The sequence below is a fragment of the Achromobacter sp. genome (assembly GCF_050285565.1).
GTDB lineage: Bacteria > Pseudomonadota > Gammaproteobacteria > Burkholderiales > Burkholderiaceae_B > Achromobacter.
This window is the reverse complement of record NZ_JBLZXG010000002.1, coordinates 418,766-432,340: the sequence shown is the minus strand read 5'-3', so window position 1 is coordinate 432,340 and position 13,575 is coordinate 418,766. Positions and strand designations below refer to the sequence as shown.

The following is a 13,575-nucleotide window of genomic DNA, read 5'->3' as shown; positions in this document are numbered from 1 at the left end:
GCCATCATGCCCTTCTACGACACCCTGCTGAGCGAAACGCGGCCGCATCGCGAGCGCCTGATACAGACCCCGATCATCCAGGAATGCCTGCGCGGCGAGGTCACCCTGCCCGGCTACATCGCGTTCCTGCGCGAGGCCTACCACCACGTGCGCCACACCGTTCCCCTCATGTATAGCTGCCGCGCGCGCCTGCCCGAACGCCTGGGCTGGCTGGACGAGGCGCTGGACGAATACATCGAGGAAGAGACCGGTCACGACGAATGGATCCTGAACGACTTGCGCGCGCTGGGCGAGCAACCCGACGCGGTCAGGCGGGCCGGCCCGGGCCCGGCCACCGAAGTCATGGTGGCCTATGCCTACGACACCATCCATCGCAACAATCCGGTGGGCTTCTTCGGCATGGTGCATGTGCTGGAGGGCACCAGCGTGGCCCTGGCGCTGAACGCCGCCGATCGCATCCAGCAGGGCCTGGGCCTGCCCGCGGCCGCGTTCAGCTACCTGCGCTCGCACGGCACGCTCGATCAGGAGCACACCGCGCATTTCGCCGAACTGGTCAATGACCTGGACGACCCGGGCGACCAGGCCGCGGTGGTGCACGCCGCGCGCATGTTCTACCGCCTGTACGCGGGCATCTTCCAGGGCCTGCCGCGGGCCACCCCGGGAGCCGGCCGATGAATATCCGCGAAGCCTCCGTCGTTCTGACCGGCGCCGCCGGCGGGCTGGGCAGCGCCATTGCCCGGCGCCTGCGCGCCCAGGGCGCCCGCGTGCTGCTGATCGGCCGCACCGCCGAGCCGCTGCTGGCGCTGGCGCAGTCGCTCAGCGCGGGCAGCGCCGACCGCAACGCCGTCGATGCGCTGGTGGTCGACATCACCCATCCCAGCGGCCGCGCCGCCATCGTCGACGCCGCCGCGGCGCGCGGCGCCAATGTGCTCATCAACAATGCCGCCATCGCGGCCTTCGCGCCGGCGCAGGAGCTGCGGCCGGATCAGGCCATGCAGTTATTCGCCACCAACGTGCTGGCGCCGATGCTGCTGACCGGCGAAATGTTGCCGCAATTGCGCGCCCGGCCCCATGCGCAGGTGCTGAACATCGGCTCGGTGCTGGGCAGCCTGGGCGTGCCCGGCTTCGCGGCCTACGGCGCCTCCAAAGCGGCCCTGCGCGTCTATACCGAGGCGCTGCGGCGCGAACTGGCCGGCAGCGGCGTCACGCTCCAGTACTACGCGCCCCGGGCCATCGACACGCCATTCAACTCGCCCGAGGTCATCGCCTTCAACCAGGCCACCGGCTCGCCCAGCGACGCGCCGGACAAGGTGGCCGTAGCGGTTCAGCGCATGCTGGAAAGCGAGTCGCCGCAGCGTTACGCCGGCCTGGTCGAAGCCCTGGCCGTCCGTCTCAACACCCTTTGCCCGCGCCTGCTGGACGGCGTCTTTGCCAAGCACCGGCGCGCGCTTGGCGCAGTCTTTCCCAAATCTGGAGTCTCCTCATGAATCGACGTCATCCGTGGCGCGGCGTCATCGCCGCCGCCTGCGCCTGTCTTTCCCTTGCCGGCACGGCGCCGGCCCGGGCCGAACCGGCCACGCTGGACCAGGGCATCCGCGCCCTGCAATCAGAGTGGGCCGCAATCCAGTACCAGACCCCCGAACGGGAACGCGAAGCGCGCTTCGAAAGCCTGTCGCAGCAGGCGCACGCGCTCACCGCGCAGTTCCCCGAGCGCGCCGAACCGCATATCTGGGAAGGCATCGTCCTCAGTTCCTGGGCCGGCGCCAAGGGCGGGCTGGGCGCCCTGGGCATCGCCAAGCAGGCCAAGGCGGAGTATGAAACCGCCATCAAGATCGACAGCAAGGCGCTGGACGGTTCGGCGCTGAACAGCCTCGGCGTGCTGTACTACAAGGTGCCCGGCTGGCCGGTGGGCTTCGGCGACAACAAGAAGGCCGAGGCGCTGCTGCAACAGGCCCTGGCGATCAACCCCGACGGGATCGATCCGAACTACTTCTATGCCGACTACCTGATCTACCGCAGCCGCAAGGCCGACGCCGTGCCCTACCTGCAGAAGGCGCTCAAGGCGCCGCCGCGCCCCGGCCGCGAGGTGGCCGACCAGGGCCGCCGCGCCGAAGTCCAGGCGCTGCTGCGGCAGGCCAACTAGCCGCGCTCCGGGCCGTCCGGCTTGAAGTCCAGCGCCTGCATCGCCGCCGCCAGCGCCTGCGGGGCGTAGTCGTCCCAGGGCGCGTCGCCGACATCCAGGCGCGCGTGGATATTGGCAATGGTCCAGGCGTCGCTGGCCGGCACGCTGTCCAGCTCGTCCCAGGCCAGCGGCACCGACACGCCCATGCCGGGGCGCGCCCGCGCCGACCAGGCCGCCACCGTGGTGGCGCCAAAGCCATTGCGCAGGTAGTCGGCGAAAATCCGGCCGACCCGGTTCTTCGGCCCGCTCTTGGCCACGAACACCTGCGGCAGGGTGCGCGCCAGATGCTGCACGATGGCCTGCGAAAACGCCTTGACCGTGTCCCAGTCGTATTGCCGGCGCAGCGGCACCACCACGTGCAGGCCCTTGCCGCCACTGGTTTTGAGCCAGCCCTGCAAGCCGATCCCGGTCAGCAGCACCCGCAGCAACTGCGCGCCGCGCCGCACCGCGTCCCACGTCACGCCTTCGCCCGGATCCAGGTCGAACACCATGCGGTCGGGCTTGCCGATGGCGCTTTTGACCGCGTTCCAGGTGTGGAACTCCACCACGTTCATCTGCGCGGCCGACATCAACGCCTGAGGCGTCGGCACTTCCATCAGCGGCGGATGGGCCGGATCCAGGGCCTGCGGCAGCGGCTTCACCCCGGGTATCGGCGCTTCCAGGTGCTTCTGAAAGAAGAATTCTCCCTCGATGCCGGCCGGCGCGCGCAGGAACGATACCGGGCGATCCTTCAGGTGACGCAGCAGCATCGGCGCCACCAAGCCGTAGTAGCGGGCCAAGTCCAGCTTGGTGAGGCCGGTCGAGGGATCGATGACGCGTTCCGGATGCGTCAGCTTGCCGGCGGCGGTGGCGGTCTTGGCGGCCTGCGCCGTACGCTTGGCTGCCGCCATGGTGGTCGCCTTGGCCCGGGTCTTCGCGCCGGTCTTCGCGCCTTGCTTCGCGCTGATCGCGGCGGCCGTCCCGCGACCTTGCCGCGCCGCGTCGCCGGCCTGGCCGTCCCGCCTCGTGTCCGCCGCCATCGCCACCTCCCGGGTGATCGCGCGCGCCGGTTTGTCGGTGCGCAGCCCGCGGAACACGGGGTGGCGCACATGGCCCGATTCCGTCCACTCTCCGAACGACACCTCCGCCACCAGCTCGGGCCGCACCCAATGCGTGCCGCGGCCCGCGCCCGCGGCCTTGACGCTGGCCTGCCGCGTCCGCAGCGCCTCCAGCCGCCGCCGCAGCGCGGCCAGCCCGGCATCATCGAAGCCGGTACCCACCTTGCCGGCGTACACCAGGTTTCCAGCCGCGTCGTGATACGCCAGCAACAACGCGCCCAACCCCACCCGCGCGCCCTTGGGATCGGTATAGCCGACGACCACGAATTCCTGCCGCCGCGCGCACTTGAACTTGACCCAGGTGTCGCCGCGGCGCGAGACGTAGGGCGACGACAGGCGCTTGGCGATAATGCCCTCCAGCCCCATCTTGCAGGCCGACGCCACCAGATCCGCCGGCGCGGCGTCAAAGGCCTCGCTGAACCGCAGCGGGTCACCGCCGGCCGCCGCCATCACCCGCGCCAGCACCGCGCGCCGCACGTGCAGCGGCTCGCCGCGCAGGTCGCGGCCCGTCACGTAAGGCAGGTCGAACACGTAGAACAGAATGCCGCCGGTGCGTTCACCATCGAAGGCGTTCTGCAGTGCCTGGAAGCTGGGCGCGCCGTTGTCGGCCAGCATCACGATCTCGCCGTCCAGCCACGCCGTTTCCAGCGGCACGCGCCGCAGCGCCGCCACCAGATGCGGCAGCTTGGGCGCCCAGTCGTGGCCATTGCGCGTGTACAGGCGCACCTCGCCGTGGTCCAGCCGCGCCAGCAAGCGGTAGCCGTCGAACTTCATCTCATAGAGCCAGTCTGCGCGCGCCTGGGCCGGCACGCCTTCCACCAGCGTGGCCAATTGCGGCTTGATCAGCCTGGGCAGCGCCGCCGCCTCGCCCGGCAGCTCCTCGCGCCCGGGCGGCGGGTCGGCGGCGGCCGCCCGGGCGCGAGGGGCGGCCGCCGGTGGCGGGCGCGTGCCGGCCGGCGGCGACACCACGCTGTCGGGCTGCTCGTTCACCACGCTGAATTCGCTCTCGGCGCGGGCGAAGTCGTCGCGCTCCTTCACCAGCAGCCAGGGCGGCTGCTTTTCGGACTCGCGGCCCTTCATGCGGATCAAGGCCCAGCGCCCGCGCATCTTCGCGCCGTGCAGGTCGAACTTCAGGTGGCCGCGCCGGTAGCCGTCGGCCGCGTCGCCCACCGGCGTCCAGGTGCCGCGATCCCAGATGATGACCTTGCCGGCGCCGTACTGCCCCTTCGGGATCTCGCCCTCGAAACGGTTGTAGGCGATGGGGTGGTCCTCCACCTGCACCGCCATGCGCTTGACCGCCGGGTCGTAGCTCGGCCCCTTGGGCACGGCCCAGCTTTTCATGGCCCCGTCCAGTTCCAGCCGGAAGTCGTAGTGCAGGCGGCTGGCCCAGTGCTTCTGGATCACGAAGGCGCGCGCGGCTTCGTTGGCCTGGCCGCCGCCGGCCGGCTCCGTGGTCACCTTGAAGTCGCGCTTGGCGCGGTATTTCGCCAGGGGGTCGGCCATGGTCACGCCGCCTTGCGGGTCTTGGCCGGCGCGCCCGCCTTGCTGGCTTTCTTCCCGGCGGCCTTGCCGCTCGCCGCGCTGGCGGCCGTCTTTTTCGCGGCCTGGGGGGAGGGCTTGCGATCCGCGCGCTTGCGCGCCGCGGCCCGCGCGGGCGCCGCGCTCGCCGCCTTGCCCGACGCACGCCCCTTCAGGCTGCGTTGCAGCAATTCGGTCAGGTCGATCACGTTATCGGCATAGGCCGGCGATTCCTCCTGCGGCTCGATCACCGTCTCGGTCTTGCCCGCCTTGACCTTTCGCGCCACCAGTTCCATGACCGCGGCCTTGAACTCGTCCTTGTATTGCGCCGGATCCCAGTGGCCAGACATGTCTTCGACCAGCATCCGCGCCATCTTCAATTCGCTGGCGCTGGGGGCCGCGCCCTTGGCGCCGGCCTTGGGCAGGTCCAGGTCGTCGGGGGTCTTGATGTCGTCGCCCCAGCGCATCAGGTTCAGCACCAGCACGTCGCCCGCCGGGATCAGCGCCGCCAGGTGCTGCCTGGTCTGGATCACCACCCGGGCAATGCCGATCTTGCCGCTCTTGGCCAGCGTATCGCGCAGCAGCGCATACACCTTCTGGCCCATGTCGATGGGCGCCAGGTAGTAAGGCCGCTCCAGATACACGAACGGCACCTCGCCGGCCTCGACGAATTGCTGGATCTCGATGGTCTGGGTGGCGCGCGGGTAGGCGCCGGCGATCTCTTCGGGGGAGAGAACGACGTACTGGCCGTCCTCGTACCGCACCCCCTTGACGATATTGTCCTGGTCGATTTCCTTGCCGGTGCGCTTGTTGATGCGCTTGTAGCCGACCGGATCCATCGAGCGTTTGTCGAGCCAGTCGAAGTCCACGCCCGACTCCGTGGTGGCCGTGTGCAGCCCCACCGGGATGTGCACCAGCCCGAACGAAATCGCCCCCTTCCAGATGGTACGCGTCGCCATGATGCCGCTCTCCTTTCGGGGCGCCGCCGCCCCGTATCGGTTGACCGCCTGCCGGCATTGTCGCAGCGCTTGGGCGCCCGCGCCAAGGCCGGCATGAACGGGCCGCGCAGCAAGCGGCATGCCTGCCGGGGCCGCCCGCTAGGGCCGCGAGCCGTCGTCCTCGCGGGTGGCGCGCAGCTTCTTCCATAGCGTGGTGCGGGAAATGCCCAGCCGCTTCGCGGCGCTGCCCAGGTGGCCGCCGGATTCGGTGATGGCCTGCTGGATCGCGCGCTGTTCGGCGTGGGTGCGCCGGGTCGCCAGGTCCTGCGCCCCGCCCAGCTTGTGCTCCGGGAAGACGTCGGCGGCGCCCAGTTCGGCCCCGTCGGCCAGCACCACCGCGCGCGCGATCCGGTTTTTCATTTCGCGGACATTGCCCGGCCAGTCATGGTCGTTCATCGCGCACAACGCGTCGGCCGAAAAGCGCATCGCGCCCGCCCGCGACAACTCGCCGAGCAAGGCCTGGGCCAGCGGCGCGATCGCGGCCGGCCGGTCGCGCAAGGGCGGCAAGGCCAGGCGCGCCACCGCCACGCGGTAATACAGATCGGCCCGCAACCGTCCCGCCGCCACTTCGGCATCCAGCGCCACCGACGTGCTGGCAATGATGCGGCACTGGGTCTGGCGGCTCCGCGCCTCGCCCAGCGGCCGGTATTCGCCGTCCTCCAGCACCCGCAGCAACGCGGCCTGCGTCCTGGGCGCCAGCGCGGCCACCTCGTCCAGGTACAGCGTGCCCGAATCCGCCTGCGAAAAAAACCCTTCTCGCGCGGCGCTGGCGCCGCTGAAGGCGCCTTTGGCGTGGCCGAACAGCAGGCTCTCGGCCAATTCCGGCGCCACCGAGGCGCAATTGACGGCCACGAACGGTCCGGGCGCAAACGGCGAGCGCGCGTGCGCATAGCGCGCCGCCCGATCCTTGCCCGCGCCGGTTTCACCCTCCAGCAAGAGCGGCAAGGCACTGGCGGCCAGGCGCTCCAGCTCCAGCGCCAACGCGCTGGCCGGATCGTCGACGATGAAAGGGTTATCGTGCACCTCACCGGCCGCGGCGGCGGGCTGCGCGGCAATCACCGCGCGCATGCGCGCCACCAGCGCATCGGTATCGTAGGGCTTGGTCAGGTAGTCGTTGGCGCCAGCGGCGACCAGCCGGACCGCCTGCGCGATCTCGCCGTACGCGGTGGCGAACACGACGGTCGCCTGTGCCAGATAGGGAATCAGGCGCCGGTAGAGGTCTTCGCCGGAACCGTCGGGCAGGCGGATATCCGCCAGCACGAAGGCGGGCCGCTGGCGCGAGCGGCGGAACCATTCCACCGCCTGCGCGCAGCTTTGCACCCACTGGGTCGACAGGCCTTCCAGCCGCAGGCGCTGCAACAAGGCTCCGCCCAGCACCTGATCGTCCTCGATGAGCAATACCTGGATCTCTTTCATCGCGTCACTTCCTGTTCCGGCAACGGAATGCGCACCGTGATGCGCGCGCCGCCGCGCATCACGCCCACCCGCAAACGGCCTCGCATGCCGCGCACCAGGCCGGCGACGATGCCCAGCCCCATGCCGTCGCCCCCGGGCTCCTCGCCCGCGAGCGCGGCGCGCGCCTGCGGCGGCAGACCGGCGCCACTGTCGATCACGTGCAGGGTCAGCCCGCGGCCGGCGGCGCGCGCCGCCACGCGGACTTCGCCACCGCGCGGCGAGGCCTGCACCGCATTCAATACCAGATTCAGCAACACCTGGCGCACGGGCCCGGCCGGCAGCGCCAGCGCCTCGTCGTCCATGCCGGCGCACGTCAGCGTGACGCGCACCTCGGCCTTGCCGGCCTGGGAGCCGACCAGCAGGCGGATGTCCTCGATGTCCGCGCGCCGCAGCAGGGCCGCGCCCGGCCGGAACGTGCGCAGGCTGGCATCCACCACCGCCTGCAGCGCATCGACCGCGCGATCGATGAAACCCAGCGATTCGCGCCGCACCTCGACGCGGTCGCCGAACTGCCGCAACGTCTGCACCGCCGTGCGCAGGCCGCCCAGCGGGTTGCGCACCTCGTGCGCCAGGGCCGCCGACATGCGGCCCAGCATCGCTTCGCGCTCGATGGCGGCATGGCGTTGCGCGAACGCCTCGCGCTCGCGCACGCTCGCCGCCATCCAATTGTAGGCGGCGAGCAGCTCCCGCAATTCCGGATCGCGGGTGCGCACCTGCATCGGACGCGGGGCGTGCGCGCGCGCCCCGCGCAGCGCCTCGGTCAGCGAAATGATCGGACGCTGCAGGCGCCGCGCCATGCCGTAGCAGAGCAAGGCGCCGGACAGGCTGATCGCCAGCCCCACCAGCCCCAGTTCGAGCGCCAGCTCCCGCCGCTGCTGCAGGAACTCGCTGACGTCGAGATTGGCGACCAGGGTGCCGAGCCGCGGCTGTTCGCTGTCGAGCAGCCGCCAGGTCCAGACGCCCGCCGAGCGCAAATTGACCAGGTTCCCGGAGGCCTCGCTCAGAACCGTCAGCGGCACCGGTTCGACCTCGGGATAGCGCGCCACGTGCGCCAGCAGGCCCTGGTCGGCGGTGACCACGGCGAGGGTGCGGTCGACCACGCCCAGGTGCGTATCGAGCGCGCGGTTCAGCACCTCGGTCATCTGCGCGCCATCGTTGGCGCGCACCGCCGGCAGAATCGCCGCCGCCAGGCCGTCCAGGTAGACCTGCCCGAGATTGGACACCTGCCTGTCGAACTGGCGCGACAGGCCATGCAGCGCCAACGAGATGAGCGCGGCCGAGATGACCAGGAACAACAGGGAGACCGCGAGCGGAATGCGCGCGGTAAGCGGCAGGCGAGGCATGATCGGACGGCGCGACGGGAAAACGTGATTATGCCGTGGTCGCACCTGGCCACCACTTTGCAATATTTGGCAAGCAGGGAGGACGCCGGCAATAACCGTGCCAGGCCCTGCCTGGCGGGGTATTGCGCCTGGAATGTTCACTTTCGTGAACATCGCGATTGGACGTTGTTAAGCCTTGTCTACCCCGCGTCGGCGCCACGCGCCCGCTCTCATGGTTATCCCGCAAATTGGCGCCGGCCCGGCGAAAGCAGAATGCAAGCCGCCCTCCTTAAAGTCCCCGCTCCCCGGGTCATGCGCCGTCACGGCCCGCGGTCTTGTCATCAACAATAACGGGGAGCACGCCATGGGCAGCACCATCTTCAATCGAAAGCGCGATCTGTGGGGAGGCGCGTTCATCGCCCTCTGCGGCGCGCTGACCCTCCTGGAGGCCACGTCCTACAACGTGGGCGAACTGGCCCGCATGGGCCCGGGCTATTTTCCGATGCTGGTGGGGTGCTTCCTCATCGCCCTCGGCATCCTGATTCCGCTCAGTCCCGACCCCGACGAAATCCAGGAAGAGCAGCTCGAAGAGCAACTGCCGCAACCGACGCGGCGCGAGCGCCTGCGCGGCATGGCCTGCATCGCCGCCGGCATCGCCCTGTTCATCGTGATCGGCCAGTATCTCGGCTTCCTGCCCGCCACCTTCGCGCTGGTCTTCGTGTCCGCATTGGGAGATACGTCGAACACGCCGAAATCCGCCGCCATTCTCGCCGCCGCCATGACGCTGTTCGGCGCGATCGTCTTCTCGTGGGCGCTGCAATTGCAGTTCCCCATGCTGCGCTGGGGTTGAACCATGGAATTGCTCGATAACGTTCTGCACGGCTTTTCCGTCGCCTTCCAGTGGGACAACCTGCTGTGGTCGATCTTCGGCGTCTTCATGGGCAACATGATCGGCGTGCTGCCCGGCATGGGGGTGCTGGCCGCGATCTCGATCCTGCTGCCGCTCACCTACGCCATGACGCCGGTCGCGGCCCTGATGATGCTGGCCGGCATCTACTACGGCGCCCAGTACGGCGGCGGCATCACCTGCATTCTGCTCAACCTGCCCGGCACGCCGTCGCACGCCGTCACCTGCCTGGACGGCAACCCGCTGGCGCGGCGCGGCAAGTCCGGCTCGGCGCTGTTCATGCTGGTCTTGGCCTCGTTCATCGGCGCGAGCGTGGGCATCATCATCATGATCCTGTTCTCGCCGGTGCTGGTGGAGGTCGCCTTCCAGTTCGGCCCGGCGGAATATTTCTCGATGATGATGCTGGGGCTGTTCGCCGGCGCCACCCTGGCCAAGGGCTCGGCCATCAAGGGCGTGGCCATGGTGTTCCTGGGGCTGTTGCTCGGCGTGGTCGGCACCGACGTCAATACCGGCACGATTCGCTACGCCTTCGGCGTGATCGAACTGAGCGACGGCGTGCAACTGGTGGCGCTGGCGATGGGCCTGTTCGGCCTGGCGGACTTCTTTGCCAACGTCAACCGCATCGGCAAGGCCACCACGGTCGGCAGCGCCACCAGGATGTCGGTGCGGCCCGAGCCGGGCGACATCAAGCAGTCGGCCATGCCGATCGCGCGCGGCAGCGCCATCGGCGCCATCCTGGGCATCCTGCCCGGCACCGGCGCGACCATTGCCTCGTTCATGTCCTACGCGGTGGAAAAGCGCGTATCCAAGACGCCCAGCCGCTTCGGCCACGGCGCCATCGAAGGCATCGCCGGCCCCGAGGCGGCCAACAACTCGGCGGCGCAGACCAGCTTCATCCCGACCATGAGCCTGGGCATCCCCGGCGACTCGGTCATGGCCCTGATGCTGGGCGCGCTGATCATCCACGGCATCCAGCCCGGGCCGCAGATGGTGACCGAGCACGCCGACCTGTTCTGGGGCCTGATCGCCAGCTTCTGGATCGGCAACGTCATGCTGGTCATCATGAACCTGCCCCTCATCGGCATGTGGGCCAAGCTGCTCAAGGTGCCCTACAAGTACCTGTTCCCGTCGGCGCTGTTCTTCGTCTGCGTGGGGGTCTACAGCACCAACAACAGCCTGTTCGACGTCGGCATGGTGCTGGTGCTGGGCATGGTCGGCTACCTGTTCCTGAAGCTGCGCTTCTCGCCCGCGCCGCTGCTGCTCGGCTTCGTGCTGGGGCCGATGGTCGAAGAGAACTTCCGCCGCGCCCTGCTGCTGTCGCGCGGCCACATGGGCATCTTCATCGACCGCCCGATCAGCGCCGCCTTCATTTACGCGATCTTCGCGCTGGCGCTGTGGCTGGCCTACACCACCGTGCGCAACCGCTACAAAGTTCGTGAGATGGAGCAGGCCCGAACCTGAAAAGCCGCATGACATGGGGGCCGCCATCCGGCGGCCCCGACGCACCACCAGGAGTACGCCATGAGACTGCATGACGGTCCCCGCAGCGCCGCGCCCACGTCGCCGATTGCGCGCGGCCTGTCTTTCGTGGAATTGATGGAATTGCTCGAATTCAGCCGGCTGCGCTTCGAGGCGCCAGCGGCGGGCGCCAGTTCCACCCTCATCGGCACGCAGGAGTGGCACCTCGGCATCGACACCGACGGCCTCCCCCCCTCCGACATCTATATCTGCTCGACGCTGGAAGCGTTGCGCGACGCCGTGTTGCCGCCGGCGGACGCGGAACTGCGGATCGACACACAGTCGCTCGACTTCATCCGCCTGATGGCCACGGCGCGCGCGCGTGCAACCCCGCTGCCCCAGCCGTGCCTGCGCGTGGACTTGCAGGCGCTGATCCGCCGGGTTCTGGTCGCCGCCGAAGCGCCGGCCCATTTGTACGACCTCGTCCGCCAGGTCGTCATGGCGCGCCTGTGGATCGACGTCGCGCGGGTATGAACCCTCTTTCAAGGAATCCCGGGCGTGACAGACAACCCGATTGAGATCATTGCCGCGATCGTATTCGCGATCGCCCTGCTGCATACCTTCTGCGCGCCGCTGTTCCTGCGGCTGGCGCACCGCAGCAAGCGCCACGAAGGCCTGCTGCACCTGCTCGGCGAAGTCGAGGTGGTGTTCGGCTTCTGGGCCGCCGTGTTGCTGGCGCTGATGGCCTTCGCCGCCTCCGGCGACACCGCGCTCGGCTACGCCGAATCGCGCAACTACACCGAACCGGCGTTTGTCTTCGTGGTCATGGTCATCGCCGCGTCGCTGCCCGTCCTCACGGCGGTCATGCGGCTGGTGGACCGCCTGGCCAGGTGGCTTCCGGCGGCCGACCGGACGGCGAAGGCGTGGCTGTGCCTGGCGCTGGTGCCGCTGGCCGGCTCGCTGATCACCGAGCCGGCCGCCATGACGATCGCCGCCCTGATGCTGGCGCCGCAGGTCTTTCACCGGGGCATGCCGGAACGGCTGAAGTACCTGGCGCTGGGTGTGCTGTTCGTCAACATCTCGATCGGCGGCACCTTGACCTCGTACGCGGCCCCGCCCGTCCTGATGGTGGCCGCCACCTGGGGTTGGGACAGCGCCTTCATGCTCAAGATGTTCGGCTGGAAAGCCGCGCTGGCGGTGCTGGTCAACGCCACCGCGGTCACCTGGCTGCTGCGCCCCCACCTGCACGGCGGCGATGTCATGGCGGTCGGCGCCCAGACCACGCCGGTCTCGGCCACGGTGATCGCGGTGCACCTGCTGTTCCTGGCCGCCGTGGTGGTGTTCGCCCACCATCCGATCCTCTTCCTGGGGTTGTTCCTGTTCTTTCTGGGCTATACCCAGGCCTACCAGGCGCACCAGAGCCGGCTGATCATCAAGGAGGCCCTGCTGGTCGGCTTCTTCCTGGCCGGCCTGGTGGTGCTGGGCGGCATGCAACAATGGTGGCTGCAGCCGATTGTCAGCGGGTTCGAACCGCGGGTGCTGTTCTTCGGCGCTCTGGCCCTCACCGCCGTCACCGACAATGCCGCCCTGACCTACCTGGGGTCGCTGATCGACGGCATTTCCGCGCAGGCGCAATACATGCTGATGGCGGGCGCGGTTGCCGGCGGCGGCCTGACGGTGATCGCCAACGCGCCCAACCCCGCCGGGGTGGCGCTGCTACGCGGCGGATTCAACAACGGCGCGGTCAGCATGCCCGGGCTGCTGGCCGGCGCACTGGCGCCCACCGCGGTGGCCGCGTCGCTCCTGTTCCTGCTGTGACCGTCCCCGGGGTCGCCGCCCCGGGGGCCAATTCCCGTTGCATCTGACATGATTTGGCGCACGTCGCGCCCGCGGCCGCGGTCCAATGGCCCCGCCCCCCCTCACAGGCGATCCGACATGGCGACCACGATGACCCGCAGCGCGTTCCTCAAACTCCTGACCAAGCACCTCTACCCCGTCCTGAAGGGCGAGGGATTCGAGGGCTCGGGCCAGACCCTGCGGCGCATCCGCGGCCCCATCGTGCACGTCTTCAACGTGCAGGGCGCCAGCGGCGGCAAGGCCTGCTACCTGAACCTGGGCGCGCACTACGATTTCCTGCCCTGCGAAGGCGGCGCCTTCGTGCCGCCGGCCGAAATCGAGGAATCGCACTGCGTGTTCCGCGAACGCATCGAACCGCCACCCGGCGCCGCGTTCGGCTGGGCCTATGGCCCGGACCAGGCCAGCGCCGAGGAAAGCGTCGCGTTCATCGTCAGCGAATGGGCGCGCCAGGGCCATGCCTTCTTCGCCGACCACGACGCCTACCCCGCAAGCTGCGAACGGCTGCTGCGGCAGACCGAGCCGGACGCCATCCACCCGGCCCGCACGCTGATCCTGGCGCGGATCGCCCGGCACCTGGGCGACACCGATCGGGCCCGGGCCCTGGTCCACTCGGGACTGGCACGGGCGCCCGAACCCGCCACGTCGCTCAAAGCGAAACTGGAGGCATTGCTGGCGGGTTGAACGGCGCCGCAGCATCAGGCCGCCGCGCGCCCAAAGTGGCTATATCAAATAACCAGGATTGGCTATTTTTCATCAAGCCAATTTTGCCTAGGATGGCCGG

Annotated in this window: 12 protein-coding genes; 8 read left to right on the top strand and 4 right to left on the bottom strand. The window is 69.3% G+C overall.

The window, feature by feature from the left end:
* Positions 1–6: 6 nt before the first annotated feature.
* The 3 genes from ACN6O8_RS05005 to ACN6O8_RS04995 are packed head-to-tail and all read left to right on the top strand — an operon-like array spanning position 7 to position 2,143.
* A complete protein-coding gene (locus tag ACN6O8_RS05005) occupies positions 7–675 on the top strand; it encodes a TenA family transcriptional regulator (protein ID WP_427989953.1) in 669 nt (222 codons plus the stop codon).
* Positions 672–1,487: an SDR family oxidoreductase gene (locus ACN6O8_RS05000; protein ID WP_427989952.1), complete on the top strand. Its 816-nt coding sequence runs from the start codon at positions 672–674 to the stop codon at positions 1,485–1,487. Before ACN6O8_RS05005 ends, ACN6O8_RS05000 begins: the two co-directional genes overlap by 4 nt.
* A complete protein-coding gene (locus tag ACN6O8_RS04995) occupies positions 1,484–2,143 on the top strand; it encodes a hypothetical protein (protein WP_427989951.1) in 660 nt (219 codons plus the stop codon). Before ACN6O8_RS05000 ends, ACN6O8_RS04995 begins: the two co-directional genes overlap by 4 nt.
* Here the strand turns inward: ACN6O8_RS04995 and ligD are convergent.
* From ligD to ACN6O8_RS04975, 4 genes are all read right to left on the bottom strand, one after another.
* Entirely contained in the window at positions 2,140–4,782 is a 2,643-nt protein-coding gene (gene ligD, locus ACN6O8_RS04990) for a DNA ligase D (protein ID WP_427989950.1), read from the bottom strand. The genes ACN6O8_RS04995 and ligD overlap by 4 nt on opposite strands.
* 2 nt (positions 4,783–4,784) lie before the next feature.
* A complete protein-coding gene (locus ACN6O8_RS04985; RefSeq protein WP_427989949.1) occupies positions 4,785–5,756 on the bottom strand; it encodes a Ku protein in 972 nt (323 codons plus the stop codon).
* Between the two features lie 138 nt (positions 5,757–5,894).
* The gene (locus ACN6O8_RS04980) at positions 5,895–7,211 is read right to left on the bottom strand and encodes a sigma-54-dependent transcriptional regulator (protein ID WP_427989948.1); all 1,317 of its coding nucleotides are present in this window, start codon (positions 7,209–7,211) and stop codon (positions 5,895–5,897) included.
* Positions 7,208–8,593, bottom strand: coding sequence for a sensor histidine kinase (locus tag ACN6O8_RS04975; RefSeq protein WP_427989947.1), 1,386 nt, complete (start codon positions 8,591–8,593; stop codon positions 7,208–7,210). Before ACN6O8_RS04975 ends, ACN6O8_RS04980 begins: the two co-directional genes overlap by 4 nt.
* Positions 8,594–8,936: 343 nt before the next feature.
* Here ACN6O8_RS04975 and ACN6O8_RS04970 point away from each other — a divergent pair, with 343 nt between their 5' ends.
* The 5 genes from ACN6O8_RS04970 (at position 8,937) to ACN6O8_RS04950 (ending at position 13,475) form a co-directional block, all read left to right on the top strand.
* Entirely contained in the window at positions 8,937–9,422 is a 486-nt protein-coding gene (locus ACN6O8_RS04970) for a tripartite tricarboxylate transporter TctB family protein (RefSeq protein WP_427989946.1), read from the top strand.
* Positions 9,423–9,425: 3 nt separating this feature from the next.
* The gene (locus tag ACN6O8_RS04965; protein ID WP_427989945.1) at positions 9,426–10,940 is read left to right on the top strand and encodes a tripartite tricarboxylate transporter permease; all 1,515 of its coding nucleotides are present in this window, start codon (positions 9,426–9,428) and stop codon (positions 10,938–10,940) included.
* Between the two features lie 60 nt (positions 10,941–11,000).
* Positions 11,001–11,471: a hypothetical protein gene (locus tag ACN6O8_RS04960; protein ID WP_427989944.1), complete on the top strand. Its 471-nt coding sequence runs from the start codon at positions 11,001–11,003 to the stop codon at positions 11,469–11,471.
* 24 nt (positions 11,472–11,495) lie between these two features.
* The gene (locus tag ACN6O8_RS04955) at positions 11,496–12,755 is read left to right on the top strand and encodes a putative Na+/H+ antiporter (RefSeq protein WP_427989943.1); all 1,260 of its coding nucleotides are present in this window, start codon (positions 11,496–11,498) and stop codon (positions 12,753–12,755) included.
* 117 nt (positions 12,756–12,872) lie between these two features.
* The gene (locus ACN6O8_RS04950) at positions 12,873–13,475 is read left to right on the top strand and encodes a DUF4304 domain-containing protein (protein ID WP_427989942.1); all 603 of its coding nucleotides are present in this window, start codon (positions 12,873–12,875) and stop codon (positions 13,473–13,475) included.
* The last annotated feature ends 100 nt before the right edge of the window (positions 13,476–13,575 follow it).